At 64.9% G+C, this 26,741-nt stretch carries 28 protein-coding genes; 15 read left to right on the top strand and 13 right to left on the bottom strand.

Going from position 1 to position 26,741, the window contains the following annotated elements:
• The first annotated feature begins 160 nt into the window (after positions 1–160).
• Both ACFVWG_RS12620 and ACFVWG_RS12615 read left to right on the top strand, forming a co-directional pair.
• A complete protein-coding gene (locus tag ACFVWG_RS12620) occupies positions 161–1,096 on the top strand; it encodes a hypothetical protein (RefSeq protein ID WP_391543352.1) in 936 nt (311 codons plus the stop codon).
• Positions 1,093–1,449, top strand: a complete 357-nt coding sequence (locus ACFVWG_RS12615; RefSeq protein ID WP_391543351.1) for a nuclear transport factor 2 family protein — start codon at positions 1,093–1,095, stop codon at positions 1,447–1,449. Before ACFVWG_RS12620 ends, ACFVWG_RS12615 begins: the two co-directional genes overlap by 4 nt.
• Positions 1,450–1,458: 9 nt before the next feature.
• On the opposite strand, the gene ACFVWG_RS12610 is transcribed toward ACFVWG_RS12615, so the two are convergent.
• Positions 1,459–1,656 carry a hypothetical protein gene (locus tag ACFVWG_RS12610; RefSeq protein WP_391543350.1) on the bottom strand — a complete coding sequence of 66 codons (198 nt, stop codon included), beginning with the start codon at positions 1,654–1,656 and terminating at the stop codon, positions 1,459–1,461.
• A 46-nt stretch (positions 1,657–1,702) separates the two neighbouring features.
• Positions 1,703–2,530: a transglutaminase-like domain-containing protein gene (locus ACFVWG_RS12605; RefSeq protein ID WP_391543349.1), complete on the bottom strand. Its 828-nt coding sequence runs from the start codon at positions 2,528–2,530 to the stop codon at positions 1,703–1,705.
• Between the two features lie 127 nt (positions 2,531–2,657).
• Between ACFVWG_RS12605 and ACFVWG_RS12600 the strand changes: the two genes are divergently transcribed.
• Together ACFVWG_RS12600 and ACFVWG_RS12595 are read left to right on the top strand one after the other, a co-directional pair.
• Positions 2,658–3,674: a hypothetical protein gene (locus ACFVWG_RS12600; protein ID WP_391543348.1), complete on the top strand. Its 1,017-nt coding sequence runs from the start codon at positions 2,658–2,660 to the stop codon at positions 3,672–3,674.
• 52 nt (positions 3,675–3,726) lie between these two features.
• Positions 3,727–4,674, top strand: a complete 948-nt coding sequence (locus tag ACFVWG_RS12595; protein ID WP_391543347.1) for an aldo/keto reductase — start codon at positions 3,727–3,729, stop codon at positions 4,672–4,674.
• A 3-nt stretch (positions 4,675–4,677) separates the two neighbouring features.
• Here ACFVWG_RS12595 and ACFVWG_RS12590 read toward each other — a convergent pair whose 3' ends face one another.
• Positions 4,678–5,040: a MerR family transcriptional regulator gene (locus tag ACFVWG_RS12590; RefSeq protein WP_391543346.1), complete on the bottom strand. Its 363-nt coding sequence runs from the start codon at positions 5,038–5,040 to the stop codon at positions 4,678–4,680.
• Positions 5,041–5,285: 245 nt separating this feature from the next.
• On the opposite strand from ACFVWG_RS12590, the gene ACFVWG_RS12585 reads away from it, so the two are divergent.
• The 4 genes from ACFVWG_RS12585 (at position 5,286) to ACFVWG_RS12570 (ending at position 9,006) form a co-directional block, all read left to right on the top strand.
• A complete protein-coding gene (locus ACFVWG_RS12585; RefSeq protein ID WP_391543345.1) occupies positions 5,286–5,957 on the top strand; it encodes an alpha/beta fold hydrolase in 672 nt (223 codons plus the stop codon).
• Positions 5,958–5,996: 39 nt separating this feature from the next.
• Complete coding sequence (locus ACFVWG_RS12580) at positions 5,997–6,701, top strand: GntR family transcriptional regulator (RefSeq protein WP_391543344.1); 705 nt, start codon at positions 5,997–5,999, stop codon at positions 6,699–6,701.
• 125 nt (positions 6,702–6,826) lie between these two features.
• Positions 6,827–8,311, top strand: coding sequence for an NCS1 family nucleobase:cation symporter-1 (locus ACFVWG_RS12575; protein ID WP_391543343.1), 1,485 nt, complete (start codon positions 6,827–6,829; stop codon positions 8,309–8,311).
• Positions 8,308–9,006: an aspartate/glutamate racemase family protein gene (locus ACFVWG_RS12570; RefSeq protein WP_391543342.1), complete on the top strand. Its 699-nt coding sequence runs from the start codon at positions 8,308–8,310 to the stop codon at positions 9,004–9,006. Before ACFVWG_RS12575 ends, ACFVWG_RS12570 begins: the two co-directional genes overlap by 4 nt.
• Positions 9,007–10,041: 1,035 nt before the next feature.
• Here ACFVWG_RS12570 and ACFVWG_RS12565 read toward each other — a convergent pair.
• The 8 genes from ACFVWG_RS12565 to ACFVWG_RS12530 all read right to left on the bottom strand — a co-directional run bounded on the left by ACFVWG_RS12565 (position 10,042) and on the right by ACFVWG_RS12530 (position 18,941).
• On the bottom strand, positions 10,042–10,386 hold the full coding sequence (locus tag ACFVWG_RS12565; protein ID WP_391543341.1) for a hypothetical protein: 345 nt from the start codon (positions 10,384–10,386) through the stop codon (positions 10,042–10,044).
• Between the two features lie 16 nt (positions 10,387–10,402).
• Entirely contained in the window at positions 10,403–11,674 is a 1,272-nt protein-coding gene (locus ACFVWG_RS12560; RefSeq protein ID WP_391543340.1) for a hypothetical protein, read from the bottom strand.
• Positions 11,675–12,083: 409 nt separating this feature from the next.
• Entirely contained in the window at positions 12,084–14,630 is a 2,547-nt protein-coding gene (locus ACFVWG_RS12555) for an ATP-binding protein (RefSeq protein WP_391543339.1), read from the bottom strand.
• Positions 14,631–14,731: 101 nt separating this feature from the next.
• The gene (locus tag ACFVWG_RS12550) at positions 14,732–16,555 is read right to left on the bottom strand and encodes a hypothetical protein (protein ID WP_391543338.1); all 1,824 of its coding nucleotides are present in this window, start codon (positions 16,553–16,555) and stop codon (positions 14,732–14,734) included.
• Positions 16,548–17,171, bottom strand: a complete 624-nt coding sequence (locus ACFVWG_RS12545) for a hypothetical protein (protein WP_391543337.1) — start codon at positions 17,169–17,171, stop codon at positions 16,548–16,550. Before ACFVWG_RS12545 ends, ACFVWG_RS12550 begins: the two co-directional genes overlap by 8 nt.
• A gap of 140 nt (positions 17,172–17,311) precedes the next feature.
• Entirely contained in the window at positions 17,312–17,908 is a 597-nt protein-coding gene (locus tag ACFVWG_RS12540; RefSeq protein WP_391543336.1) for an AAA family ATPase, read from the bottom strand.
• Complete coding sequence (locus tag ACFVWG_RS12535) at positions 17,902–18,504, bottom strand: exonuclease domain-containing protein (protein WP_391543335.1); 603 nt, start codon at positions 18,502–18,504, stop codon at positions 17,902–17,904. Before ACFVWG_RS12535 ends, ACFVWG_RS12540 begins: the two co-directional genes overlap by 7 nt.
• Complete coding sequence (locus tag ACFVWG_RS12530) at positions 18,501–18,941, bottom strand: hypothetical protein (protein ID WP_391543334.1); 441 nt, start codon at positions 18,939–18,941, stop codon at positions 18,501–18,503. The genes ACFVWG_RS12535 and ACFVWG_RS12530 overlap by 4 nt, the downstream gene beginning before the upstream one ends.
• Here ACFVWG_RS12530 and ACFVWG_RS12525 point away from each other — a divergent pair.
• On the top strand, positions 18,940–19,968 hold the full coding sequence (locus tag ACFVWG_RS12525) for an NAD-dependent epimerase/dehydratase family protein (protein ID WP_391543333.1): 1,029 nt from the start codon (positions 18,940–18,942) through the stop codon (positions 19,966–19,968). The genes ACFVWG_RS12530 and ACFVWG_RS12525 overlap by 2 nt on opposite strands.
• Here ACFVWG_RS12525 and ACFVWG_RS12520 read toward each other — a convergent pair.
• Positions 19,954–20,817 carry a hypothetical protein gene (locus ACFVWG_RS12520; RefSeq protein ID WP_391543332.1) on the bottom strand — a complete coding sequence of 288 codons (864 nt, stop codon included), beginning with the start codon at positions 20,815–20,817 and terminating at the stop codon, positions 19,954–19,956. The genes ACFVWG_RS12525 and ACFVWG_RS12520 overlap by 15 nt on opposite strands.
• Before the next feature lie 149 nt (positions 20,818–20,966).
• Between ACFVWG_RS12520 and ACFVWG_RS12515 the strand changes: the two genes are divergently transcribed.
• Positions 20,967–22,165, top strand: a protein-coding gene (locus ACFVWG_RS12515; RefSeq protein ID WP_391543821.1) for an IS3 family transposase whose coding sequence is annotated in 2 segments (ribosomal slippage) — positions 20,967–21,231 and positions 21,231–22,165 — 1,200 coding nt in all. Because the reading frame shifts where the segments join, the coding sequence is not laid out codon by codon here.
• Between the two features lie 39 nt (positions 22,166–22,204).
• On the opposite strand, the gene ACFVWG_RS12510 is transcribed toward ACFVWG_RS12515, so the two are convergent.
• Positions 22,205–22,576, bottom strand: coding sequence for a hypothetical protein (locus tag ACFVWG_RS12510; protein WP_391543331.1), 372 nt, complete (start codon positions 22,574–22,576; stop codon positions 22,205–22,207).
• A 340-nt stretch (positions 22,577–22,916) separates the two neighbouring features.
• On the opposite strand from ACFVWG_RS12510, the gene ACFVWG_RS12505 reads away from it, so the two are divergent.
• From ACFVWG_RS12505 to ACFVWG_RS12485, 5 genes are all read left to right on the top strand, one after another.
• Positions 22,917–23,297, top strand: coding sequence for a hypothetical protein (locus ACFVWG_RS12505; protein ID WP_391543330.1), 381 nt, complete (start codon positions 22,917–22,919; stop codon positions 23,295–23,297).
• A 273-nt stretch (positions 23,298–23,570) separates the two neighbouring features.
• Entirely contained in the window at positions 23,571–23,840 is a 270-nt protein-coding gene (gene tgmA / locus ACFVWG_RS12500) for a putative ATP-grasp-modified RiPP (RefSeq protein ID WP_391543329.1), read from the top strand.
• Positions 23,840–24,817, top strand: coding sequence for an ATP-grasp ribosomal peptide maturase (gene tgmB / locus ACFVWG_RS12495; RefSeq protein ID WP_391543328.1), 978 nt, complete (start codon positions 23,840–23,842; stop codon positions 24,815–24,817). The genes tgmA and tgmB overlap by 1 nt, the downstream gene beginning before the upstream one ends.
• Positions 24,814–25,995, top strand: a complete 1,182-nt coding sequence (gene tgmC / locus ACFVWG_RS12490; protein WP_391543327.1) for an ATP-grasp peptide maturase system methyltransferase — start codon at positions 24,814–24,816, stop codon at positions 25,993–25,995. Before tgmB ends, tgmC begins: the two co-directional genes overlap by 4 nt.
• Positions 25,996–26,110: 115 nt before the next feature.
• Positions 26,111–26,683, top strand: coding sequence for a GNAT family N-acetyltransferase (locus ACFVWG_RS12485; protein ID WP_391543326.1), 573 nt, complete (start codon positions 26,111–26,113; stop codon positions 26,681–26,683).
• Positions 26,684–26,741 lie beyond the last annotated feature (58 nt).

The following is a 26,741-nucleotide window of genomic DNA, read 5'->3' as shown; positions in this document are numbered from 1 at the left end:
ATGATCACCAGGCCGCGCGTGTTGCATCTACCAGCACGCGCGGCCGACTCCAATAGTCACCTCCGGCCGCGCCGACCACAAGGGACGCGAGGCCTGATCACGTTCTGCGGACTATTGCCTACACTCTGTAGCCCGAGACTCATGGTGAGGCCTGACTGGTATGCGGAAGTCCCGCCGTTCTGTGCTGGCCCTGGCGTGTCTGCTGGTGCTCGCCGGCTGCACTGACGCCCCGGCTGCCCCGCCAGCCGCGCTCCCCTCGAAGGCCGCCGTCACAAGCCATCAGAAGCCGACCCCGAAGGCTGAGCTGCAATTGCCGCGCGGTGGTCGCCAGATCTTCCCCGACCACCAACTGGTCGCCTTCGTCGGCGCCCCCGGCTCACCCGCGCTCGGTCCGCTCAACGCCGATCTCGACGAGCGCGCTCAACGCCTCGAGCAGACGGCAACGTCGTACTCGAAAGATCGTCGTGCGCTGCCCGTCATGGAGCTGATCGTCGTCATGGCGCAGGGCTCAGCCGGTCGGGACGGCAAGTACCGGTCCCGCATCGCCGCCCAGCAGGTCGACCGCTACCTCGCCGTCGCGCGCAAGCACAAGATGTTGCTGGTACTCGGCGTCCAGCCCGGTCAGGCGAAACCGCTCACCGAGATCCGCCGGCTCGATCCGTGGCTGAGGCAGCCTGACGTCGGGCTCGCGCTGGACCCGGAGTGGGAGGTCGGCCCCGACCAGGTGCCCGGTCGCGTCTTCGGCCGAACCTCCGGCGCCGAACTGAACAGCATCGCCGCCTACCTCTCCACGCTGGTCACCACGAACCACCTGCCGGAGAAACTGTTCGTCTTCCACCAGCTCAGCAAACCGATCGTGCGCAACGAGGCCGCCCTCCGGACCCATCCAGGCATCGTCACCGTGAAGTCCGTGGACGGCATCGGCGCCCGTACCGACAAACTCGATACGTACAACCGCCTGATCACCGGCCTTCCCAAAGGCATCCACACCGGCTTCAAACTCTTCTACGACGAAGACACCCGCCACGGCCCCCTCATGACCCCACCCCAGGTCCTCGCCATCCGCCCTCGCCCAGAACTGGTCACCTACGAATGACTCAAGAAGTGATCGCCGCGGCCGAAGCCCGAGCCGCTGCGCTGGCCGCCGGAGACGCGGAGGCTTTGGCGTTGTGGCTGCACCCGCAGTTCGCCTGGACGTCTCACCTCGGCGCAACCTTCGCGCGGGACGAGTACATCGCGCGCAACACGAGTGGTTCACTCCGCTGGTCCGCTCAGACGTTGACCGACATCGAGGTCACGGTCGTCGGCGATACCGCCGTACTGCGTTGTGTCGTGACCGATCGCGTGAACGACGAGGTCTTCCGGATGCCGATGACGCAGACCTGGGTTCGCGAGGCGCAACGCTGGCAATGCCTGGCCGGCCATGCCGGTCCGCGGATCACCCAGTAGCTCGGGCGGTCAGGTAGGCGTCGGCGAAGGTACGGCGATCTCGCGGTACGCGCGTTCGCCCTGCTCATCCGTGGCGTCGGCCAGAGCAACCCCAGCCGCGAGATCTGCCACCGCCACCTCGACCGCATCATTTCCCCGCGGCTCGCGCTGCAGCAATTCCCCGCTGCGCTCATCCGAGCCGGCCACCAGCGAAAGCAGAATTCGCACGGCCGCCAACGGATCCGGGAATGCGCTCGATCAACGCATCCGCCGCCTAAAGCTGCCACAGCTCGATCGTCACCGGCGGATTCCCGTACGGCGAATGCTGGGTGACCGTCGGTCCGTATCGCAGCCGCGGATCCCGTTCCAGGCGCTCGTCGGCCGCCAGGTCACCGGCGTCCGCGGCCAACAGCAGCCGAGCGATCTCGTCGGCATCGGCGTCTGTGATCCCCGCCCCGACTTCGTCCCATAGCAACGCTTCATGGCCGATCCGGTGCAGGGCCTCCATGATCACGTACATCCGGATGAAGCCCGGGCCGGACAACTCCGAGCCGGGAGCAACGCCGTACAAGGCAGCATCGAGTCGGCCGGCGCGATACCCCGTCCAAACCTCTGCGGCCGTCTCGAACGGCGCTCCCTCACCGGTCTCCATGTCGCGGACGTCGAACGGCCGCGTCCCCGGTTGGAGCTCAGGATCGAACCGCTGCCAGCGCGTACCGTTCCACCACTCGGCGACGACGTGATCACCGCGGAAGTCCGGAGCGAAGTTGAAGCCGACCCGCGTCCGCGCCGGAATCCCCTGCTCACGAAGGGCTGCAACCGCCAGCAGGGCATGGTCTCGACAGCATCCGGCGACCCGGTCGCCAGGCGGTCGCGGATCCAGCAGCGGGCGAGGATGCCGTGTCTGGTCAAGCTCCAGAATGGTGGCGATCCACCGCGAGTTGATCTCGTCACGACGATCCTCGCGCAGTAGATGGTCCTCGGCGCGATAGTGGAGGACGAGGTTATTGACCGCCGTACAGATCTCCTCCATGCCGGACAGCTCACGCAGCAACGCGCCGTACAGGCCTGGGTCGGAGAAGGCGGAATGCAGGTTGCTCATCCGATGATCCTGCCTGCATTTCTGGTGACGTTTCAGGGATTTATCTGGTCTACCCCTCGCGCCTGATCGTGCATTTCCACGGCATGGCGGTAGCGCGGTCGACCGCCGAATCAGCACACTGAGTTCCATGCGAACTCTCGTTGCACTGCTCACGGCTGGCCTGACACTGAGCGGTGCACCGGCCGCGCATGCCGCGGACCCGCCCGTGTCCGTCACTCTGAGCCGGAGCAGCGTCGCGGTCTCCTCGCTCAACACCGTGCCGGTCACTGTGACAGTCGAGGGGTCCTACACCGAGCTCTCCTTCACCAAGGACCTCTTCGTCCAGTTCAAGCGGATCAGTGGCATCGGACCGCTGACTGAGATCTCATCGATGCCGCTGCCACTGGTCGAAGGTGACGGCACACCTGGCGTGTGGAAGGGCACCGTCAACGTGCCGTCCACGGCCAACGGAACCCTCCAGGCGACCATGGTCGACGGATACGAGTTCGTCGCCGGCGAACCAGCTAGCGCCCCAGTGCCGGTCGCGAACCTGCCCAAGCTGACCGTGAGCGGCGTACACATCCCCAAGGTCATATCGCTGCTGACGCCGAAGGTGGTGCCGTACGACAAGCCCTGGACGGTCCGGTACACCGTCCTCGACTCGCAGACCGGCAAGCCGTACGGGACCCGGCTCAAGCTGCTGTTCGGTTTCGAGCAACGATGCCTCGAGAACAGCCCCGGCGAGACCGTCCTGAGCGATACCAGCGGCAACTTCACCCGAGCCTTCCCTGCAAACCGGTACGGCGACTACACCAGCTGCCTTGAGATCCCCGGCAAACCGACCAAGATCGCCTACCTCGAGACCCCCGTCAAACGACCGGCCGACATCACCGCGGCCCCGTCGAAGACCACCGCCCCGGTCGGCACCATCGTCCCGGTGAACGGCTCGGTCGTCGAAGGAGCCAACTGCCAGGTCATCCTTCAACGCCTGTACGGCGCTTCCGCGTGGCGCGCGGTCAGCTCCAGCGCGGTCCGGGTGAGCGGCCGGTTCACCCTCAACGCGCAACCGTCGTACAAGGGCAACACCCCGTACCGCGTCTACCTCCCAACCTGCTTCGACAAGGTCGCCGGCACCACCAGGCCCTTCACCATCCGCGGCACCTGACAAGACCTGCGGGCTTGACCTGGAGCGCGCTCCAGGAGGAACGCTCGTGGTCATGAGCGAAATCAACCTTGCCTTGGGCGCGATGGAATTCGGCAGCCGGATCGACGAGAAGACGTCGTTCGCCCTCCTCGACCAGTACGTCGCCGAGGGTGGCGTGTGGATCGACACGGCGAACTGTTATGCGTTCTGGCAGTCGGAGAGCGGCTTCGGCGGTCAGAGCGAGGAACTGCTCGGCCGGTGGCTGGCGCAGCGGCCCGGCGTACGGGACAAGGTCCGTATCGCCACCAAGGTCGGCTGGGAACCCCTCGTCGTCGGCGGCTTCCCTGAGCAAACCGAGGGCCTCGGTACGGCGGCCATCGACGCCGCGGTCGAGACCTCGCTGCGCCGGATGGGCATGGACCACATCGACCTGTACTGGGCACACCGCGACGACCGAAACACCCCGATGGACGAAACGATCGCCGCCTTCGGCCGGCATCACGCCGCCGGCACGATCGGCCGGGTCGGCCTGTCCAACTGGGCCGTCTGGCGCATCGAGCGCGCCCGCGGCCTCGCCGCCAACCTGGGCGTCGTCGAGCCGACCGCCATCCAGTCGCGCTACTCCTACCTCCAGCCGCGTCCGTTCGTCCGCGGCCACGTCCACGACCACCGCTTCGGCTGGGTGACCGACGAGACCCTGGACTACGTCGAGAGCCAGCCCGCGTGGGATCTCTGGGCCTACACCCCGCTGATGTCAGGCAGCTACGAACGCGAAGACCGCCCGATCCACGAGGCCTTCGACCACCCCGGCACCACCCGCCGCCTCGAAACCCTCGGCAAGGTAGCCGCCGAACTCGGCGTCAGCCGAAGCACCGTCGTCGTCGCGTGGCTCTGTGGCGGCACTCCCCCGATCCGCCCGATCATCGGCGCCAGCCGTCCGGAGCAGCTCACCGCCGCTATCGAAGGCGCCCGCCTGGACCTCGGAACCGAGCTCCGCGCGGAGCTCGACCGCCCCTGGTAATGCCTACCCTTCAAGCGCGCTGTAGTGAGCGATCTTGTCATCCAGAACACCCAGCGCGGCTTCCATCCGCGTCATGTGCTCAATCAGCGCAACCCGGCGCTCGCGCAAGAACCCCACGCGCGACGCCGGGTCCCCGGTCGACCGCAACAGCCCCGTAAACCGTTGCAGGTCAGAGATCCCCAACCCAGCCTCGCGCAAACACGTCACCACCCCGATCCACGCCAGATCCCCCTCACTGAACACCCGCCGCCCACCCGGCAACCGCTCGATCGGCCCGATGAGCTCCTCGCGTTCGTAGTACCGCAAGGTGTCCAAGCTCAACCCAGTCATCTCCGCGGCCTCACCAGGCGAATACGTCTGCGTCATCCCCCGAGCGTACGTCGTACCGGGTCTGACGGCGCGTGGCAGCCCGGCCCCATGGGCCAGCTCGCGCCACCAGTTGTGGCCAGAGACAGGGAGTTGGGGCGGGAGACCCCAAGCAACAGGTCTCCAGCAGCCACAAGGTGTCTCACGCCACCACTGGTGGCGTGAGACCGACCGACGACTACCTTGACCAATCAAGGTAGCCGTCTATGCTTTACCTTGATGCATCAAGGTAAAGGAGTACTGAGATGGCTGAAGTCGTTCTCCCGCGTGGAGACCTGCAACTACGCGGTACGGCTTCCGGCTCCGGCCCGACGGTGTTGCTCCTCCACGCCGGTGGTGAGCAGCGCGGCGTGTGGACACCGATCGCCGCCGTACTGAATCAACGCAACCTCCGCACCGTGGCCTACGACCTCCGCGGTCACGGCGCCAGCGCCGGCCAAGCAACCACCCTCCAGGCGATCGCCGACGACGTGACCGCAATGATCTGGCACGAACCGCCACCCCTGGTCGTGGTCGGCGCCTCGCTAGGCGGCTTAGCGGCCCTGGCTGCTCTCGCCGACCCCTACACAGCCCGAGACGTGGCCGGCCTGATCCTCGTTGACGTCGTACCAACACCCGACTCAGCCCGGGTCCGCACCTGGCTCAACGACCGTGGCCTGGTGCACGAACACACCGAGCTAGTCGACGACATCCTCAACCAGCCAACAACAATCCCCACTCCCGACCTGCCCGTGCTCCTCGTCCAGGCCGGCCCAGACTCCCCACTCACCGACGCCGACGTAGCCCGTTTCCGCGCGGCCAACCCCACCCTGACAGTCACCCAAATCCCCACCGCAAGCCACCTCATCGCCCACGACACCCCCACCGAGCTGGCCCACCTCATCGCCACCCAAGCAACCCAATGGCTGCCCTCATGATCACTGGCGTTTCGGCAGTTGGCGGTTTATCGTCCGAAGATGCGTCGTCGGTCAGCGTTTGCCTCGCGGCTGTTGCGGACCGGCGGGGTGGGTGAGACGCCGGCTTTGGTGGGCGACCTGCGGCGGTCCATTCTCACCGGCGATCAGCAACCGGGTACGCCGATCCCGATCGATGAGGTCGCGGCGTTCTTCGAGGTGAGTCCGATCCCGGTGCGCGAAGCGCTCAGGACCCTGCTGGCCGAGGGCTTGGTCGAGCATCGACCGCATGTCGGGTACAGCGTCGCCAAGCTGACGTTCAGCGAGTTCAAGGAACTGTACGACGTACGCCAAGCGCTCGAGTCCGCTGCTCTCCGCGCGGCGGCCGCCCTCGCCGGTCCCGTCCACGACACCCAGGTCCGGGCCGCCCATGCCCAGCTCGGTGAAGCCATTGAGCGCGGCGACGAGCGGGCGTACGACGCCGCGGCACGCCGTTTTCACCTTGCCCTGATCGTGCCGTCGGGGATGCAGCGGCTGGTCACGATGTACGAATCCGCCTGGAACATCACCGAGCCTGCCCGGCCGATGTCGCACGTACCGGATGACGACCGGGCCGCGATGCACGCCGATCACGAGCGCATGGTGGCAGCATTCATCGCCCGGGATGCGGACACCCTGGTTGCCGAGGCAGACCTGCACTACGCGCGGCTGCGGACCGCCATCAGCCGGTTCGCCGACGACCCTGAGCGTTTCGTCGACCCGGCGTGATCGCTGCATATATTTGAGCCGAAACCCCGGGTTTACCGGCGGCGCCCACGAGCGAAACGAGCCCTCCTTAGCGTCGCAGCACTGACCGCGTTCCCCCAGACGCGGCTCGGCCCGAGGAGCGCATCGTGACCGACGTGACCGACGTACCCGCTGAGGTTAAGGCTGGCTACGATCCCCAGCTCACGAACGAGGATCTGGCTCCGCTCGAAAAGCAGACCTGGGGCGCCTACAACATCTTCGCCTTCTGGATGTCCGACGTGCACAGCGTCGGCGGCTATCTGACCGCGGGCAGCCTGTTCGCCCTCGGCCTGACGAGTTGGCAGGTGTTCATCTGCCTGGTGGTCGGCATCTGCATCGTGCAGTTCTTCTGCAACCTCGTCGCCAAACCGAGCCAGCAGGCAGGCGTGCCCTATCCCGTGATCAGCCGGGTCTCCTTCGGCGTCCGCGGCGCCAACATCGCCGCGATCATCCGCGGCTTGATCGCCGTCGCCTGGTACGGCGTCCAGACCTTCCTCGCGGCGGCTGCACTCAACATCGTGTTCCTCAAACTCTGGCCGGGTCTCGCGCCGTGGGCGGACGTCACCCAGCACGGCTTCCTCGGCCTGTCCGCCCTCGGCTATGCCGGTTTCGCCATCCTGTGGGTAGCCCAGGCGGCGTTGTTCTGGCGAGGCATGGACAGCATTCGCCGCTTCATCGACTTCGCCGGACCAGCCGTCTACGTCACGATGCTGCTGCTCTGCATCTACCTGCTGTTCAAGGCCGACTTCTCGATCGACCTCAACCTGTCGGACCACCGGCTCTCGGGCTGGACCACGATCGGGACGATGCTCAGCGCGATCGCTCTCGTGGTGTCCTACTTCTCCGGACCGATGCTGAACTTCGGCGACTTCTCCCGCTACGGCAAGAGCTTCACGGCGGTCAAGAAGGGCAACTTCTGGGGTCTGCCGCTCAACTTCATCTTCTTCTCCCTGCTGACCGTGATCACGGCCGCCGCCACGGTCCCGGTGTACGGCGAACTGATCACCGATCCGATCGAGACTGTCCAGCGCATCGACAGCACCTTCGCCATCATTCTCGGCGCAGCCACCTTCGTCACGGCCACCGTCGGGATCAACATCGTGGCCAACTTCATCTCGCCCGCCTTCGACTTCTCCAACGTCAGTCCACAGCGCATCAGCTGGCGGATGGGCGGCATGATCGCGGCGGTCGGCTCGGTCATCCTGACGCCGTGGAACTGGTACAACAACGACACCGCGATCCATTACACGCTCGGCATCCTCGGCGCCCTGATCGGTCCCCTGTTCGGCATCCTGATCGCGGACTTCTACCTGATCCGCAAGCAGAAACTGGTCGTCGCCGACATGTTCACGATGGACGAAGCCGGCGAATACCACTACTCCAAGGGCTACAACCCCAGCGCCGTCCAATCGGTCATCGCCGCCGGCCTGGTGTCGATCGCCTCGGTACTCGTTCCCCGCTGGCTCCATGCAGCGTTGTGGATCAGTGACTACAGCTGGTTCATCGGATGCGGCGTCGGCTTCGCCGCCTACGCGGTGCTCGCCAAACGAGCCAACGTGGCCGGCTCGGGCGCTGTGGCCCTGACCGCATGAGGCTGAAGGTCATCAACCCCAACACCACCGCTTCGATGACCGCCAAAATCGGCGCCTGCGCACAAGCCGTTGCAGGCCCGGGCGTCACCGTCGACGCAACCAGTCCCCGGCACGGACCTGCAGCGATCGAGAGCCACACCGACGCCGCCCTCGCCGTACCGGGTGTGCTCTCGGAGATCACGGCCGGCGAGGCAGCCGGGTACGACGGTTATGTGATCGCCTGCTTCGGCGATCCCGGCCTGAAACCCGCGCGCGAACTGGCCCGCGGGCCGGTAGTCGGCATCGCCGAGGCGGCCATGCGCACAGCGACCTACCTCGGCCGAGGCTTCAGCGTCGTCACCACGTTGTCCCGCACCATCGGCCAGGCCCAAGATCTCGTCGACCAGTACGGCGTCGCTGCCAGCTGCCTGGGAATCCACGCGTGCGAGATCCCTGTCCTCAGCCTCGAAACCGACCCCCACGCGAAGAGCACCATTCTCCAAGCCTGCAAGGAGGCGCTGGCCACTGACGGCTCCGACGCGATCGTCCTCGGCTGCGCCGGTATGGCGGATCTATGCCACGAACTCTCAAACGAGCTGGGCGTCAGCGTGATCGACGGAGTCGCCGCAGCAACCGTCGCCGTCGAAGGCCTCGTCCGCCTGCGCCTCACCACCGGCAAGCTCGGCGAGTTCGCCTTACCCAACACCGATCGCTGATCAGTGAATTCGGTTGGCCGCCGCTGCACCGGACGGGCAGAGAATCAGCAGGCAGCTCTCCACCTTCACGTGGTCGACAACAGCTCCTCACGCGGAGCCCGTCGCACCGGCGAACTGCAGCACCGCAGTCGACGACAGCACGTTGGATCTGAGCCGGCACAATCCGACTCGCGCGGACCGGGCGCAGGTCGCTGAGGCGGACCTGAGCCACTCACCAACCCGGTCTCGAGCTGTCTCGACAACTCGCGCTGAGCGTGAACGAGGCGGGCCGCGCAGAGTTGGTGAGTGGTGGCGGTCCGCCCCGGCCTTCACTCAACACCCCACCAACAGCCCACCTCGACTGTCGGGAGAATGCCGCCGGTAAACGATGCACAACGACACAGAGGCCACACTCGCCGACCACAGGGGCCCGAGCGCGCAGGACGGTCCACGGGACCCGTCGACCGCGACGGCCTGATTGACCGTCGGCCAACCTGCGGGGATGTGCCTGCCCACAGCCGTCATCTCGAACCGGACCAGGCAGCGCACCTGCGTCTTGCCCTGTCGTCCGAAGACAGTGAGCAGATCGTCGGAGCATTCCGCTCGTGGGCATGCAGTACGGGCGCTCTCGAATCACTGAATGAGTCTGTGCTCTCGATCGTCACCGTGTCGCGGTCTGCGGCATCACGAGCTTGCCGGGTCGAGAGTCGATCCGGTCGGTCGTCCCGACCTCGTACAGCTACGAGCCAACCGTCTCTTTGTCCGGCTCAGTCGAGACAGTGGCTCGCTCATCAACGTTTCGGTCGGCGGAATCTGCCTGTCAACGAACGGCTGAACTGGCTAGGGTCCGTCCCGGTTGTGGAGTCACCCCGCAGATGGATCTGCTCGAAAGCGACTGACAGGCTCGTACCGGCGCGCCGGCCCGGCCGCCTATTGCGAAGGCTATTGATGCCCACGTCGCACAGAGTGAAGATACCGGCGCAGTTGGCTCCGCCGAGAAACGCGTCCGGCCCTGGCAACATCGAAGCCTCCCACGAAACGACCCAGGGCTGCCGCTCAGTCTGACTCGGCCACGGCGGACGTCGGTACTGGTTCGCTCGGATAGAGCTCATGCCACAGCCAGCGGAGAAATTCATCATCGGTCTTCCACTCGTCATACTCCGCCGCTGTCGCAATCGCTAGCGGATGGAGACCTTCCCGGTCACCTTTCAGCAATCTGACGAGTTCGTCCTTGAAGGTCGCCATGCCAGCGTCTGCCGGATCTCCCAACTTCGCCCTGGTAACCAAGGAATCGTAGTTATCGTTACGACTCTCGGGGTGGTAGTAGATCTCCATGTACCCCAGGAAGGTACCGAACGGAACTGAATGATCATCGAGCCAGTACCTCTCGATCAGCGGCATCTCTAACCTCATCCTCCTATTGGTCAGCTACTGGCGGTTCAACGAACAATGTGTTGATCTCGTACGCTTTGCCGTTCGACTTGAATCGAATTACCACGTTTCCGCCCTCGAACGTTTCGATGGGTTTCGCTCTAGGCTCAGGTAGGTCGGTGAGGTCCTCGCCGAGTGCACGCGCCTTCTGCCATTCCTTGCGAGCCTGCCATGCTTCTTGACCGCCTTCGAGCCGATATCCAGAGCAGTACTTGTGACCATCAGGGCCGAGGAGCTCTGCAATCGGTACCTTAACCGCAAATGGAGGGGCGATCGTCGGCTCAACAGGAGTGGCGAGGGCGGCCTGAACGTCAGGGAGCTTGATCGCCGCGGCGAAGGCTGCGACGAAGGCTTCCGCATCGTGAATGCGCGTAGCTTCTCGACCGCAATTGTGCTTTTTGGCCGGGTTGAGCCCGTCGATACCTGCCTCGCGCTTGGCGACGTCGGGCTGCGCGGGATCTTCGAGATAGGCGACACGGTCGGCGTACATCTGGTCGCTACCCATCGGGCCGTGGCGGATATGGGCATGGCCTGTGCCTTGGTCGATCGCGGTGAAGATTCTTTGCACAGCAGGCGAAGCATCGACTACCGGTTTGAGCCAAGGGTGTGCGTCCACCTTCTCGGCGATGTATTCGGCCGCGCCTTGATATTCGAGTACGCGGCGGACGTCGGGGTTCAGCGACTCGATGGCCTCGGAATCGAGGTCCTTTGCGGAATCAGGCAGCGGCCCAGGTGGGAGATTGCCCTCAGCCGTGTCCCACTGCTTGTCATGCTCGGCTACACGCTCTGCGTAGCCACTGCTGGGAAGTTCAGTGGGAGTGTTCTGATCAACGGCCTCGGGTCCATCGACCCCAAGGTTCTCGCTAGGTGGGTTCCCAAGGTCTGTGCCCGACTTCGAGTCGTCCGGCCGAGCTGGCGCCTCTGTCGACGGCGCCTCCGGCATGCCGCCCTCAGCGGCGGGTTCCGGGATGTCGCCTGAACCGGCAGCGTTCGGCCCTTCCGGAACCTCTGGCCGACCAGCGACTGCGGCTGCGTCCACCGCCTCGACGGCCGCCGGCAGATCATCCTTCGCGTCGCTATCGGCGGCATGCTCATTGACGTTGACGTCGGGCTGCTCCAGTCGCGCGCGGTCGTCAGCCTCAACGGTCCGCACCGCTATCTGATCATCCGGAGTGACTCCGTTCTGAACATCACCACCCTGCTCAGTCTGGTCGTCGGATCCCCTTCCGAGGCGGGTAAATGCCGGGTGCTCGAGCATCTTTGCGCGCAGATCCGCGGGCAGGCGATCAGCGGCAGCCGGGAGGGCCAATGTCGAGTCATCGGATGGCTCTGCTGTCTCCGGCGACGCATCGCGTCGACTTCGCTGGTCGACGGAGTCTGCCGCATCACGAACAACCCGGGACGGGGGTTCACCCGGCCGATGTACCTGAGCCTCGTCCGGCCGCGAGGCAGGTATCTCCTTGCCTGAATCGGCCGAGGGCGTGGAGTGCTCCTCGACAGGTTGGCCCCCGCGATCGGTAGGTTCCTGCCGCCCGGAGTCGTCGTGGTCCGGCTGGCGACCGACAGCGTCAGGCATGTTCCGCTCAACCGGAGCATCGGCACTGGAAGCCTGGCCGGAGGTGTCGTCCGGTTCGATGGGCTCTGGCCTACGTGGTCGGTCCATCGAGCTACTCCCCCGCCTCTTCCAGCATCCGGAAGAGGCGCCGATGCCATTGCCCAGGAACATTCAGCTCACGGGCGGCAGCGATCAGCTGCGCATACGGCTCAGCCTCGGCAGACAGAATGGCGGCAGCGCGAAGGAGCGACCCGTCGCCGATCAAAAGTGTCGGCGAAACCTTCGCGGGTTGCACCTTCAAGAAAGTCAGGATTTGCTCCTCGAGCGTGGATCCCCACAGCTTCGCCCCCCGCGCCGCCCACTCCGCCGTCAACGGGTGCGGAACATCAAGCGGTCCCGGGCAGTTCAGCAAGGCGTCGGCCACGTCCGCGAACCGAAAAGCCCCGGCCTGCCACTCGATTTCAGTGGTCGCGCAGCTGAGCTCTCGCCGCCTCACAACACCATGGACAACCTCGACCAAATGGTCGACAAGCCGAGCCGGTACGACGTGATGCTCGATCGCCGACGCCCGTCCGGCAACAGCCGCACCCACAGCGCCGGCGATCGCACGCTCCACCACCGCTGGCGAGACGTCCTCAAACGCCCAAGGCAATTGCGGTAGAGGCTTGGGGACAGCAGCCAGATGAGCCACCGTCAGTAACTCGACCCACAAGACGAATCTCGGGTTCTGCTCAAGGAACTGGGCAACATCAGCGCTCTCGCGAACTGTAGAAAGCCGCTCCCGACCGCCTGCAGCCTTGACTGTCGGCGCTGTAACGGCCCGTCGCTCACGCGGTTCGCCATGCGGGATGCGAACTCGAACCGGCCGGTCCATGCCGTCAGTGAAGACAGCGGCCTGACCAGGCGGAAGGGAAACGACGGCTCGGGATTGAGGCTCGTCAAGATTCATCGTGGCGCCGACCATTTCGCGGTCGTCAGCAGCGGGCAGCCGGTGCAGGATCTTGAGAGCCGAGTTCTTAACCACATCGGGGATGACCTTGCTAGGGATCTGCTCCGCAACAACAATCCCTTCGCCATACGCGCGAATCTCAGCAAGCAAGCCGGCAAACATCTCGACCGCATGACTAGTAGTGCCATCAGTACTTGCCTTAAGCAAGCGATGCGCCTCTTCAACAACGGTCACGTGGCGCAGGCTCGAAGACGGTCCGCGGCGCACGCGGAGGTGTTCGATCAGCCGGATCAGTACGACGCCCATGCAGAAGGCCTTGTCCTGGTCGTCACCAACATCTTCAAGCTCGAGTACGACGTTGCGCCTCAGCAAATCAGCAACGTCGAGCGGGTATCCCCCGCCGAGGAATCGCCCAGGCGTCCCCAGAAGCAACGAGGTCAAACGAACATCCACGAAGCCGCGAACATCCGCCGCAAGCTCAGCGCCGTACCCAATGTCATCAACGACCGCGCGCGCTGTCGTCTGCAGGTCGCCGAGGGACGGATACTCGGTCCCGCCCCGGCTCAGCGCGAGATCCCATCCGTACGACGTGTAGCACCGATTCAACGCCTGGCTGAGCACCTGCGGAAACGGCTCGTGCGCCTCGAATGCGGCCAGGAACAACGCACGCACGAGATCGAGGTGCGTCTGCAGCGGGAAGCCAGCCTCTGGTTCCAGCGGATTCAAACTCAGCGGTACGGCGTCAGGGTCGCCGAGCCGAATGACCGCAACGCTCGAGTCCGAACCCAATCGACCGGCCATAGCGGCGTACTCGGCCTTCGCAGGCTCGATCACCAACCACGGCACGGACGCGGCAGAGAGACCTTCGAGCAGATGACGGATCGTTTGCGACTTCCCGGAGCCGGTCGCACCGGCCACGAACGCATGCCGGTTCAACGTGTCCTGCGAAACCGTCATGGCCCCGACCGCACGCCCCGATGCATCGATGACGTCGCCGAGCGGGATGCCGTCTGGCGGCGTCTCCGGCGTCAAGTCGAACCGCACCTGCTCGACCACGCGGACACCAGCGATCTCACGCACCGGCGGCCGCCCGATCGCGGCAAGCAACTCACCCGTCGCCTCGAAGCCAGTCGCTTCGGCGCCAGCCCCAGGTTGAGCCGCCAAACCGTACGGCGTGGCATGCAGGTCGGCCACCCCGGCGAAGGTCTGCGCAACCAGCCTCGCTGCGGCCTCATCGGCTCCACCAGCGAGGATCTGCACCGACCACAGACCGCCCTGCGCGGAGGAGAAGTCGCGGTACCGGGCGCGGTTGCGCTCCAGTTCAAGCGCATCACGACCCGAGACCTTCTCTCGGTCGAGCCCGATCGTCATCTGCAGATGAAGGTCCTCAAGCAGTTCCGCCTGCTCCTGCGCCCCCATCGGGACAGCCCGGACAACCCAAGCGAAAGCTGGCAAAGCCTCGGCCAGATCCTCCAGCGTCCCGGCCGGTTCAACCTCGGCCTCGGGCAGCGCAGTCAGTACATCGTGCCGGCCGTCCACCGCCACCCAGTACGGAAACTCCACCGGGTCCGCAGCTACAGCCCGCGCACCCACCGGATAGGACACCGCGCCGTCCACAGGATCGATCCCCACCCGGATCTCGATCGGCCCGCCGGCTACCGCGCGTGTCCAGCAGCAACTGAACGGTCGCCCGGCCGACGCCTCCAACATCAACGCAGGCAACAGCCCGCGCCGAAGCGCGGTGAGCCGTTGCGCCGTGCCCGTATCAGGCCCACCGGCCAACGGCACCTCGGTGATGCGCCACCGCGGAATCACGAGGCACCCAACCGCGGATCGCAGTCACCAAGCCGCGGACTCGCCGGATCAAGCGGGTCCACCATCACGAACGCCGTCGGCGACAAGCCCTGCAAAACCGTTGGCTCCATCGAGTACTCATACGTGCGTTGATACCCGACCGACGTACTCTCCGTAGACCCGCTCGACTCCGAACTCGAGGTCGCCTCCGACCACGACGTACCGCCAGTCGTCGACGACGAGTGCTGCTCGCCCGCAGTCTTCGACCCAGACCGGTGCCGCCTGCTGAACAGCAGCCCAAACGTCGCCTGCCGGCTGTCCGATGTCTGTACGCCGACCGAATCGCTAGTCGAGGCACTGTTGCCGCGAGTAGTGCTGTCGGACGTCGACGTGGACGTATTCGTCCCGTGCGAATACGTGAACTGGCTCGCCACCAACCGGTGCTGTCGACCGATGAAGGTCGCAGCCTGCTCGGCCTCCTTCGCGTTCCCAAGGCGCATGAACAGCACGGCGTCCCCGCCGCCGAGGAGCTCCACAGCGCTGTCACGCAGATGCGCGAACAGCAGCACCAGCCGGAGACCGTTACGCCGGCAGATGCTATCGAACCGCTCTAGCTCCGGCCGCGCCACCGCATCCGCCCCAGCAATCACGACGATGCGCTCCCCCAGCCCCGACAGCTGCCCACGCTGGATCCGGACCATCGTGATCTGGAACATCAGGTGCCGTAGCAACGAGGCAGACAACTCCGATTCACGAGCCGACAGCTCGAATACCCGCAACGAAACCTCGTCGCCATCCCACCCGTCCATCGGCACATCACCCGTGACAGCCGACAACCGCTGCACACCAGCAGCCAGCCGGAACAGCCGCGCTTCCGCCGTACGACGAGCCGACTCGCTGAGCAGATCAGCCAACTTCATGTACTCCGCACGCGTCAGCTCACCACGCTGGTCCGGCGTCAACTGCCGCAGCAGCACCTGGAACGCCAAGTGAAGCCGCGTGAACGTAACCGGACCATCGGCCAAGCATTCAACGACCTGCTGGACCAGACTCGCGTCGACACCACGCGACTCGTTCTGCTCAGGCTCTGCCCCGCGCAGACCCTCAGCGATGACCACACCGATCTCATCCGGGCTCAGACCAGTCAGCGGATTCAAGGCTTTCGCTTCATCCGGTACGACGGCCGATCGGATCGGTGCACCGTATTCGGACGCCATGCGGCGCAGGGGCTCGACCACAGCATCCTGGGTGAGGTCGAGCACCACGAGCCGCCCGCCCGCACTCATCAGCGAGCTACCCATCGCCAGCAACGCAGCACGCCAGCCGGCCGCAGTCCCGCCGTACAGATCGACGCGTTCCTTGGTCACCGGGCCAACCGGTACCCACGGGCGCGCGGCGCTGACCTGCAGCGCCTTCGTCTCCTCCCGCTGACTCAGGTCCTGTTGCCAAGCCTGTACGTCGCGCTCGAACCCAGCCATCGTGGTGACACAGTCGGCCAGCCACCGCTGGTGCTCCTTAACCGCAGCCCGGCGCAGCATCTCCGGACGTCCCCAGCGCAACCACCCAAGACCGACGGCCACCGCGGCAGGCACCAGCCCCAGCAAGGGGTTCACGACAACACCGACCACGCCCGTAGCGACAACAGCCCCGACCATCGCCCAGGTCAACACGGGGTTTACCCGCGCCGCAGAAGCACGCTTGGTCTCAAGTGTCGCGAGCGCCGACGGCGGCGGTACGGCGGGGACTGGTGGGTCCTGCTGCTCGACGACCACCACCTCTTGCCCGCGATACTCCCAACCCCACTGCTCGGCCTCACGAGTCGCAACGGTCGGTTCAGCCATGCGACGCACCATTCAGCCGCTCCAGCACCACACCGCGCGCCAGGTCCGCGAGGACCGCCTCGGCCTCAGCCACCATTGCCGACGCGCGGCTAACTGTGGCTTCCCACTCCGTGTCGTCAGCGGCCGTGAACCGCCGACGGCATCCAGCACAATGCGTCGCCGACGGCTCGGACCACGACGCACAGTACGAACAACGCCGCGCCTGGAGCAGTCGCTCGGCCGTGGACAGCCTCCGACGCTCCATCAACGCCCGCTGCCAACGAGCCTGTGCCTGCGGCAGGTACTCAACCAGTTGCTGATCGGTGAAACTCATCCCCCGGCTGGCCAGAACCGCCGCCGTCATCCTCGCGACGGCATCCCTATGGGCCGCCGTCGCCTTCCCGATCGGCCCCACAGTCACCAGCAGCGGAAACCAGCCAAGCGTCTGCAACCGCAGAGCCGCCCGGCCGCGATTCCACCGCAGCGACATGCTCGAACTGTCGTCAGGATCCGCCGTCCACCCGGTCGGCCGCAGCGCTGTCTCAAACAGCGCCCGCTGAGGGGCATCCAGTGCCGCATGAGGTAGCAGCAGGTGGGTGTGCTGGCGACGTCCGACCCCGGCACCCTTGACAGCCACTACGCCCTCCCAGTCACCGGCGGTCACCCCAGCGGACCGCCCCAAGGTCACTCTAGTTACTGAACGTGCCCACCGCACCACAGATCCCGCATCCCGACCCCACGGCAGTGGGCCTTCTCTCCCTCTACGTACACGTCGTTCTACGTTGTCGAGTCTTCAAGGAGCGCAACACGACACTTGATGAGGGCAATCGCGTTGTCGCGGCTGTCGTCGGTGTTCGCGACAAGCTGGTGCGACGAGCTGGTTCTGAAGAGCCAGTCGTGGACATGGCGATCGACGAGGTGGCGGTACCGGGGATCGTAGTCATGCGTGGCCTGGACTGGCTCAGCCAGGTCGAGTTCGGTAGCAAGCAGGAGCTCGTATCGCGGGGATTGGCTGGCGACAAGTTGTTCGAGCCGCTCGATGGTTGCGGGCTCGCTGACTTCACCACGAAATTCGAGAGCCGCGGTGTAGTACGCGAGAGCGTCGATGGGAGCCCGGTCCGTGAGCACCACATCGGCGTCAGTCGTGCGCTCCAACTCGTCCGCGATGCCCGTCGCGATGACCCACTCAGTCGAGATGGCTGTGTGCCGCTGCATCTTGGGGAGGCCGATCGCTGCAGCGCGTTTGCCGAGGCCGTGAACGCGGGCTACGCGGAGGCCGATGGCCCGGAGTTCCATCTCGGCGCGTCGCATGAGGACGGTCTTGCCGGTGGAGTGGGTTCCTGTGATGGCGATATGGACGGGAGCGGTCACCATAGTGTCTCCTCGGGTTCTGGTTCGGGGGCGCCCGGCAGACCTGGTGGGATCGCGACAGCAATCAGCGCCTCCCAGGTCGGATAGTTGTCGGCGAGCGCGAGAAACAGGTAGCTGGTGGCGTAGGCATCGAAGGTCGCACGGTGTCTGTGCGCTGGGGCCCGGGTGAGGTCTAGCTCGGCGTGGGCGATCAGCGCGTCGAGCTTGTACGACGGCAGCCCTTTCCAGGTCGCCCTAGCCAGTCGCAGGGTGTCGATGACACCCGCCGGTCGCCAGTTCGGTAGGTGCCGGGACAACACGCCATAGTCGACATGAGCGTTGTGGGCACAAATCCACGATTCCCCGAGCAGCTTGGCCACGTCCGAGGCGACGGAGTCCCAACTGGATTCGTTGGCGAGCACAGCGTTGGTCAGGCCGTGAATGCGGGCAGCGAACGGGGATACCGCGACCGGTGGGCGAATAAGCCAGGCGCCGGCGGTGCTGGTGTCGGGGCTGCCGTCCCTAATCGGCAGGGCCGCAACCTCGACGAGGTCGGGCGGGTTAGCCCCGTTGCCTTCCACATCGATGACCAGCAGTTCGGGCCAGGTGCTCGTGTTCACTGTTCCTCTTTCGCCTTGCGCCAACCGATGTCGGCTCGTCCATGGCGCCGGTGATGATGCGGCTTCGACGCATCGTGGACCTGATAGCCGTGGGTGTGTTGGAGCCAGTACCGGGGTGGCTCGTTCAGCCCTTCGACGATGACAGCCCGGTCTGTGATGACCGGGTCGCTGGTCGCTCCAAGCAGACGGGCTTGTGAGGTCACGGTATCGAGGTCGGGCTTCTTCCAGGCGTTCGCGCAGACGGTGAGTTGCGACATCGGGCAGATGTCGCAGAGCTCGCGGATGCCGTAATGGCCGTTGTAGTCGGCCTCGCCATGGGCGTACGTGACTGCGCAGCTGGTCTTCCACCGTCCCCTCCGAACCCGCCTGGGATCGACCGACACTCTGTCTGGAGATAGGTCGCGATAGGGGGCCTGACCCGGCAAGATCGTCACCATGCGACTCCTCATCCTCGGTGGCAGCTGGTTCCTCGGCCGAACAGTCGTCTCCGACGCATTGGCTCGCGGATGGGAGGTGACCGCCTTCTCCCGCGGCAAGAGCGGCCAACCGCCGGCCGGAGCCACCCACGTCGTAGGTGACCGCCGCAATGACGCCGATCTCCACCGCCTGGCCGAGCACGGCCCCTGGGACGCCCTGATCGACACGAGCGCATACGAACCTGTCGACGTCGCACAGCTGACGGACGCCCTGGCTGATCTGGTCGAGCAATACGTACTCATCTCAACGGTCAGCGCCTACCCCGATTGGCCAGCCAGCCCAGTCGATGAGTCCTCGCCGCTCTGGCCATCCTCGCCGACCTACACCGAGCAATCACCCGAGCTGGCGCACCTAACCGTCGGCGGTCAATACGGCACCCTCAAGGCGGGCTGCGAGGCTGCCGCGACGGAGGGCGCGAAGCGCAGCCTCATCGTGCGGCCCGGCGTCATCTTGGGGCCTGGCGAGTACGTCGGTCGCGGGCTCAAGCTGATCGAGCGAGCGGCCCGCGGTGGACGCTGGCTGCTCCCAGCACCTGCCGAACAGCCCATCCAGCCGATCGACGTACGCGACGTATCGACGTTCCTGCTGGACTCAATCGAGGCGAAGCGCGACGGCGTATTCAACCTGGTTGCTCCTATCGGTCACGCCACTTACGGCGATCTCATCGACACATGCTTAGAGCTGACTGGGCGTCGTACCGAATCGGTATGGGCCGACCCTCAATGGCTGGAGGAGCACGGCGTCGATCAATGGACCGAGATACCGCTGTGGCGGACTCCCGCCGGCACCTGGCAGGTCGATGGCCGGCGAGCCGCGGAGGCCGGTCTTCGATGCCGGCCCCTTCGCGAGACGCTGCGGGACTTCAAGTCCGCCCTTGATCGGGATGGCCTCATCGACCACCCCCGCCAAGCCGACCATGGAATGTCGCCCGAGCACGAAGCCGAACTTTTGGCCGCGTGGGATGCGGACCAGTCAGGCGCTCGGTAGCGCCAGTCGGGAGGCTGCCTCGGCATTGAAGACCTCGATTTGGTCTCGTAGTTCGACGGCCTGCTGGGTATCGCGCCAGTCGCGACCGACCAGCCTGTGCGCCAGTTGATCCATCCGGCCGGTAATGCCGTGACGTCGATGCGGCGCCGGAATCGTCCATACGCTGTTGAGAGCGTCAACGCTGGCATCGAGCCGTCCCGCTACGAGCTCGGCCGTAGCAAGGTCGACCTGCGCCCTCGCCGGTTCCAACCCACCAAGCGGATCCTCTGGCGCGAGGCTGATCGCGTCGCTGATCCGCGTCACCGCGGAATCGCCCTGGCCGACTGTCAACAGCGCCGTACCAGCACATGCCGCATGACGGCTCGGTCCCCAGCCGAACTCTCCGCCGGTAGCGCCGTACAACTCGTTGTGCCGCGCCTGTTCCATCTCGACATCGGCCAGGCGCAAAGACTCCTTCACCTGATCAGGCCGTCCCAACTCGGCCCAGGCCCGTGCTTCGATGGCCCGCAGCCTCGCCGTTGAAACGCCTGCTGGCGCATTGTCCACACTGCTCGCAATCAGGTCGATCGCGCGTCGACTCTGTCCACGCCAGTTAGCGATCAGCGCCTGCGTCCCTCGCGACCATGCCTCGAGGTCGGCGTCGCCGATCAACTCGGCGTAGGTCCGCGCCGAGCGTGCTTGTTCTTCGGCCGCATCCCATCGGGCTAGGTCGAATGCGACAACCGCGAGCAGTCCGCAGGCCTGTCCTGCGACCTGGTAGAGCTCGCTGGTCTGAGCCGGTCGTCTGGTCTTGTCGAGCAGTAGATACGCGACATTACGAATATGCCGAGCTTCCGTCAGCAGCTGCAACGGAGGTTTGGTTTGGTAACCGCGGGCGAGTTCCAGGACTGACTCTTGGAGCAACGAAATGTCGTCCGAGTCAACGGTGCCGGCTGAGGAGCCACGAACCTTCCGGACAGTGACCCAACTAAGATTGGGTTGTCTGGAAAGGGAAGATGTTGCCGCGTCCGAAAAAGAATTTCACTCCTGAGTATCGGGAGGAAGCCGTGAAGTCGGTGATCGAGACTTCACGTCCTGTCGCTCAGGTTGCCAGGGAACTGGGTATCAACCCGGGCACTCTCAGCAACTGGGTGAGCGCCTATAAGCGTGACCATGCCGGCGAGGAACCGGCACTAAGTGTGACTGAGCGTGCCCGGCTCCGCGAGTTGGAGCGGGAGACTCGGGAACTCCGGATGGAGAACGAGTTCCTGAAAAAAGCCGCAGCATACTTCGCCAAGGATCATCGTTGAGCGACAAGTTTGAGTTCATCGACGCGGAATATGCCGACAGCCTGACCGGCAAGAACGAAAATGCGCCGTCGATTGTGAAGATGTGCCGATGGCTCGGGGTGAGGCGGTCCAGTTTCAACGATTGGCGTAGCCGGCCGGCGTCGGCGACAGCGAAGCGCCAAGGCGAACTCAAGTTGGTCATCACCAAGTCGTTCGAGGAGTCCGACGAGACCTACGGATACCGGCGTGTGCATGCTGACCTGGTCGCGTGGGGCGTCCCCTGCGGGCAGGAGTTGGTGCGCAAACTCATGCGGGAGCTGGGCCTGGAGCCGTGCCAGCCGCGGCCGTGGCGGCACAGCCTGACCGAGCAAGACGGCCAGGCCGGCCCGATCCCTGACCTGGTCGCGCGGGACTTCACCGCCGACGCGCCCGGCGTCAAGATGGTCGGTGACATCACCTATGTCTCGACTTGGGAAGGCTGGTTGTATCTGGCGACGGTGATCGATTGCCACACCAAGGCCGTGATCGGGTGGGCGATGGGCGACAACTACAAGACCCCGCTCATCGAGGCGGCCATCGAAATGGCTGCCCGGAATCACGAGCTCGCCGACGGCGCGATCTTCCACTCCGACCGGGGCAGTAATTACACTTCCGCCCAGTTCGCCGAGACATTGAAGAATAACAACATTCGTCAATCAGTCGGCCGGACCGGCATCTGCTACGACAATGCAATGGCGGAATCGTTCTTCGGGGCACTGAAGAACGAACGCACCCACCGCACCGAATACCCGACCCGGGAACACGCACGCCGCGACATTGCCCGATACATCGAATTACGCTACAATACCAAACGTCGCCACTCGGGGCTCAGCTACAAGACCCCGCAGCAAGTCCACGACGAGTATCTGGAATTACAGTCTGCAGCGTGAATTGACCGTTAATAGGCTGTCCGGAAAACGCGTGGCACCTCAGGCGATTCGGGCTGAGTGCTCAAAACTCTCGTGGGCGGCCATGACTGCCGCTGCCTCCAACGATTCGACGTCAACGGATAGGCCAGGCGCGGCCGTTCCGCTGTGACGCTCGAACTCGGACAAATCGTGCGGCGAGCCAAGCAAAACCTCGAAACGGTGACCCCAGAACGCTTCAGCTACACGCTGCGCGACCGCTCTCGCTTGAGCAACATCGCCTCGCATCCACCGCGCCAGCTGACGCGGCGACAGCGTCGCCGATTCCTTCATCTGCTGTGCCCGAGCTTCGTACGCCCGACAGGTCTCTTCGATCGTCCATGGACCCTCGTGGACGATCTGTTCCAGCAGCGTTCTGTACTGCGCCGTAGCCACGTCTTCACGGTACGTCAGACAGACAGGCGGAAACCCGGGTCCGCGCGTCGATGGCAGCCGAACGTCCGACAGATGGCAGCCAGAAGTCAGGTCCCGATCTCTGGCATCTGAGCGCCTAATGCGCCGTTCCACATCAAACGGCAGTCAGATGGCAGCCAAGCGTCCGGTGTAGTTCATAGTGCCGTCCTGTCACACAGCGTCAAGCTACTCACCTACCGAGTCCACTTCTAGCAGCGACGGGGTGACTGACAGTGATCTTGCGCATGTGGCTCCTCCTTCTGGGAACCGCCGTACTCACCGTCCTGATGGTTCGCGACATCGCGAAGGACGTGCGAGACAGATGACCACGGTTGGGCGCCAAGCTCCGGCGGCGGCAGAACGAGAATCGCCAAGCGAAGTCGACTACACACGGCCGCTTCTCCTCGGCTACATCCTGAAGCACCTCCTCATGACCGACGGCGAGTTGGCCGACATCAGAGACCACCTCGAGGAGTTCGCCAAGGTCGAGGGCTTCGCGATGGGCACGATCTACACCGAAGAAGCCGAGACGACCCCGGCCGCCTTCGAAGCTCTGATCGAGGCAGTCAACCGGTACGAGGTCACCACAGTCGTGATCCCCAGCCGATTGCACTTCTCCGCCCTGGCCATGACACACAACGTCAAAGACGCCTTCGAGCGAGCGACAGGCGCTCGAGTCGTCATCGCAAGTTCGAACCCCTGACCTGGCGGAGGCCGACTGCGGATCTGCAGGTGATCGCTGCACACCCATCGGTTTCCGTCACCGCTGATCTGCGACCGAGTCTTCCCCTCCCCTGTGGAGGGCTCGGCCGCAGGTCCCATCTACAGGCTGGCGCGAGACGTGAGGCGAGTCCGTCCCGCGTCGGCCGATCCAGACCTCCAAGGCGCAGCACAAGTGCCCTGGAGCACCACGACGCTAAGCATCGGCATGGATGTTTAGCGATGCTGACTAAGAGTCTCTTGAGGAGTGATGTTGATGAGCGAAAGTGCAGTCAGGCCGTGGGGCCTCAGTCGAGCCAGCGACTTCGCGGACGCGGCGCCGCTGGGTTACACCACCGTCGAGGTCGACCCGGCAACTCAGCTGGGCAAGTTCCGGGACTCGAGTGGCGGGGTAGTTGACCCGATGATGGCCTCGCCCAAGCACGGTTCCGGCACCACCACCAACCCGCGAACGGCCACCGGCCAGGATGGTGGCGGCGGTCCTGCTCCCGACAGCGACAACGGATACGACGGCGATCGCGACTGATGGCTTCTACCCGCATACGTCAGCCGGTCGTCGTAGTCGCCACTGGGACCGACGACGTCACGGCAGATGCAGTCATCGCTGAATTGAATCGGCGTGGACGCTGCGAGGTCGCCCGGGTCAATCCGGGCGACATGCCGCATGACGTCGGCCTGTCGGCCTTTCTCGATCCCGAGTCCGGCCGGTGGATCGGGCCGCTCACTACACCCAGCCGACAATTCGGCCTCGCTGACGTGACGTCGGTGTACTGGCGGCGCCCGACGCCAGGCGATTTCCCAGGGCTCGACGAGGAGGCAGCTGAGTTCGCCAAGGTGCAGGCACGCGAAGGCTTCGGCGGGGTGCTCTGCAGCCTGCCGAACGCCCGCTACGTGAATCACCCACACCGCAACTGGGCCGCAGAATACAAACCGGGGCAGCTCACTGTGGCCGCCGAGCTCGGCTTCACGGTGCCACCGACGGTCATCACTGCCGACCCAGCCGCGGCGCGGAAGTTCGCCGAGAAGCACGCCCCGATCATCTACAAGCCGTTTCGGCTCACCGCGATCACGCGCAACGGACGGCCGCAGGCCATCTGGACACGGCGAGTTGAGCCTGACGAACTCGATGACACAATCGCCGGCACTGCACATCTGTTCCAAGCCGAAGTTGTCGGCAAGGTCGCCGATCTGCGAGTAACGGTTGTTGGAGACGATGTGTTCTGTGTCCGGATCGATTCATCAATCAGTCGGCTCGACTGGCGCTCGGACTACGACACCTTGGCCTACCAGGTAGTCGAGCCACCACCTGGCCTCACCGAGCGAATGCGCAACTACCTCCGCCGGTTCGGTCTTCTCTTCGGATGCTTCGACTTCGCCGTCGACGAGCAGAACGTGCCGTACTTTCTGGAGTGCAACCCGAATGGGCAGTGGGCTTGGATGGAGCCATCCACCGGGCTGCCAATGGCGGCAGCATTCGCGAACGCGCTGGAAGGAAACCTGTGACACCCGATCAACCCACCAGGCACGCGGCGGAGCTGCGCAAACAACTCGCCGCGGACCTGACCAAGGCTGGCTACTTGTGCTCACAAGAGTGGCGCGCAGCTGTCGAGAGCGTGCCGCGACAGGAGTTCATTCCGGACTTCTTCGCGAAGGTCGATCGGACCGACGGCCCGACTCTGTGGGACCCGATCTCAGCACAGCGGTCCGGCGACGAACGCTGGCTCAAACTGGCCTACGAAGACATCTCGCATGTAACCCAGCTGGATGGCAAGACAACCGCCACTGATGTCACCGAGGCGGTCGACGGCAACCCGACGTCGTCGTCCACCATGCCGAGTCTCGTGCTCCGGATGTGGGAAGACCTCGAGGTGGTAGACGGAAACCGAGTGCTGGAGATCGGCACAGGCACGGGGTACTCCGCCGCACTCGGCTGCTATCGGCTCGGAGAAGAAAACATCACATCAGTCGAGGTCGACCCCGAGGTGGCGGCCCGAGCCGGGCGAGCTCTCGGCCGCGCCGGCTACCACCCTCATCTCGTAGTTGACGACGGCGAGGCGGGAGCACCGGACACAGCACCCTACGACCGCATCATCGCGACATGCTCGTTCCGATACATCCCGCGGGCATGGCTGGAGCAGTCCAAGCCAGGCACGATTGCCCTCGTCACCCTGTCCGGCTGGATCGGAGGCACAGGCCTCGTCAAACTAACCGTCACCGGCGACGGCACGGCTGAAGGTCAGTTCCTCCCTGGATACGTCAGCTTCATGCCCGCGAGAGCCCACAACCCCGAGCCAGCGATCATCCCGGAGATATCCGCTGACTCATCGTCTCGGACAACGTCACTCGGCCCGGAGGTGTTGACGACATATGGGGCCGCCCAGCTCGTCGCCCAACTCGCTGTTCCCGAAGCACAGCACATCAGCTTCGGTCCCGGCGGCGACCTGCCTGAGCACATCCTTGTCCAGCCCGACGACTCATATGCCGCGCTTTCGGCAACCGCGAGTGCCTGGATCGTCAGGCAAGGTGGCCCAGAGCGCCTCTGGGATGACGTGGAAGCAGCGATCACGGACTGGCGTCAGGCCGGCGAACCAGGCATCGAGTCCTTCCGCGTGACCGTCGCTCCGGAGGAGCAACGCGTCCATATCCCAGGCGGAATGAGTTGGGCACTCCCCACAAAGTAGTGGCGTGCGAGAGCCCTACCTAGTTTGAACTGGCAGTTACTTCACAAGCCTCACCTGGCCGTTGTTGCATCGGGCCAAGGCCAATCAGACCAAGCAGGACTCAACTCGGAGACAAATGGAACTGCACTTGACTCGTCACGCGGGGCCCGAGACGCTCTTGCTCGTTCCGCAACTGAAGCTGCTCTATGAAGACGCATACTCCGAGCCGCCGTACGACATGTCGAGCGAAGACATCGAGCAGTTCGAGAGCCGAACCACGCAGCATGCCAACCAAGCTGGCTTCATGCTGGTCGCCGGCGAGGTAGGCAGCCAGTTAGCCGGCTTCACCTACGGGTTCACGTTCCCGCCCAGCCGATGGTGGACCGGCGTCAAGACCGACCCGCCTCCCGACTACATCGCGGCGGGCTCGATCTTTGCGGTGATCGAACTCGGCGTCCGCAAGCAGTCCCGTGGCCACGGCTACGCCCGGCAACTCGTCGAGGCACTCCTGGCTGACCGCCCAGAAGCGTTCGCCAGCCTCATCTCACGACCGGGCGCGCAAGCACACGCCATGTACCAACGCTGGGGCTGGACGAAGGTCGGCAACACCCAGACCTATCCCCACTGGCCAGTCGAGGACATCAACATCCTCTCGCTACACCGCACGGCACCGCTCGGGACCGACGCCACTTCGGGCACCCCCGAATGAACGCGCCATTCACCCTCGAACTGCGCGTATTCACCACGCTCGACACCGTTCGCAGTGA

Origin of the sequence: Kribbella sp. NPDC058245 (assembly GCF_042882005.1) — a bacterium.
GTDB lineage: Bacteria > Actinomycetota > Actinomycetes > Propionibacteriales > Kribbellaceae > Kribbella.
The sequence above is the reverse complement of the archived record's forward strand: the minus strand, read 5'-3'. Positions and strand labels throughout refer to the sequence as shown.

Excerpts from the sequence above, each read along its gene's own strand:
- ACFVWG_RS12485 (WP_391543326.1), top strand. The coding sequence starts at position 26,111 with ATGGAACTGCACTTGACTCGTCACGCGGGGCCCGAGACGCTCTTGCTC.
- ACFVWG_RS12525 (WP_391543333.1), top strand. The coding sequence starts at position 18,940 with ATGCGACTCCTCATCCTCGGTGGCAGCTGGTTCCTCGGCCGAACAGTC.
- ACFVWG_RS12615 (WP_391543351.1), top strand. The coding sequence starts at position 1,093 with ATGACTCAAGAAGTGATCGCCGCGGCCGAAGCCCGAGCCGCTGCGCTG.
- ACFVWG_RS12585 (WP_391543345.1), top strand. The coding sequence starts at position 5,286 with ATGGCTGAAGTCGTTCTCCCGCGTGGAGACCTGCAACTACGCGGTACG.
- ACFVWG_RS12555 (WP_391543339.1), bottom strand. The coding sequence starts at position 14,630 with ATGTTGGAGGCGTCGGCCGGGCGACCGTTCAGTTGCTGCTGGACACGC.
- ACFVWG_RS12600 (WP_391543348.1), top strand. The coding sequence starts at position 2,658 with ATGCGAACTCTCGTTGCACTGCTCACGGCTGGCCTGACACTGAGCGGT.
- ACFVWG_RS12560 (WP_391543340.1), bottom strand. The coding sequence starts at position 11,674 with ATGCTCGAGCACCCGGCATTTACCCGCCTCGGAAGGGGATCCGACGAC.
- ACFVWG_RS12570 (WP_391543342.1), top strand. The coding sequence starts at position 8,308 with ATGAGGCTGAAGGTCATCAACCCCAACACCACCGCTTCGATGACCGCC.
- tgmB (WP_391543328.1), top strand. The coding sequence starts at position 23,840 with ATGGCTTCTACCCGCATACGTCAGCCGGTCGTCGTAGTCGCCACTGGG.
- tgmA (WP_391543329.1), top strand. The coding sequence starts at position 23,571 with ATGAGCGAAAGTGCAGTCAGGCCGTGGGGCCTCAGTCGAGCCAGCGAC.
- ACFVWG_RS12595 (WP_391543347.1), top strand. The coding sequence starts at position 3,727 with ATGAGCGAAATCAACCTTGCCTTGGGCGCGATGGAATTCGGCAGCCGG.
- ACFVWG_RS12540 (WP_391543336.1), bottom strand. The coding sequence starts at position 17,908 with ATGGTGACCGCTCCCGTCCATATCGCCATCACAGGAACCCACTCCACC.
- ACFVWG_RS12580 (WP_391543344.1), top strand. The coding sequence starts at position 5,997 with ATGCGTCGTCGGTCAGCGTTTGCCTCGCGGCTGTTGCGGACCGGCGGG.
- ACFVWG_RS12605 (WP_391543349.1), bottom strand. The coding sequence starts at position 2,530 with ATGAGCAACCTGCATTCCGCCTTCTCCGACCCAGGCCTGTACGGCGCG.
- ACFVWG_RS12505 (WP_391543330.1), top strand. The coding sequence starts at position 22,917 with ATGACCACGGTTGGGCGCCAAGCTCCGGCGGCGGCAGAACGAGAATCG.
- ACFVWG_RS12590 (WP_391543346.1), bottom strand. The coding sequence starts at position 5,040 with ATGACGCAGACGTATTCGCCTGGTGAGGCCGCGGAGATGACTGGGTTG.
- ACFVWG_RS12620 (WP_391543352.1), top strand. The coding sequence starts at position 161 with ATGCGGAAGTCCCGCCGTTCTGTGCTGGCCCTGGCGTGTCTGCTGGTG.
- ACFVWG_RS12550 (WP_391543338.1), bottom strand. The coding sequence starts at position 16,555 with ATGGCTGAACCGACCGTTGCGACTCGTGAGGCCGAGCAGTGGGGTTGG.
- ACFVWG_RS12530 (WP_391543334.1), bottom strand. The coding sequence starts at position 18,941 with ATGGTGACGATCTTGCCGGGTCAGGCCCCCTATCGCGACCTATCTCCA.
- ACFVWG_RS12565 (WP_391543341.1), bottom strand. The coding sequence starts at position 10,386 with ATGCCGCTGATCGAGAGGTACTGGCTCGATGATCATTCAGTTCCGTTC.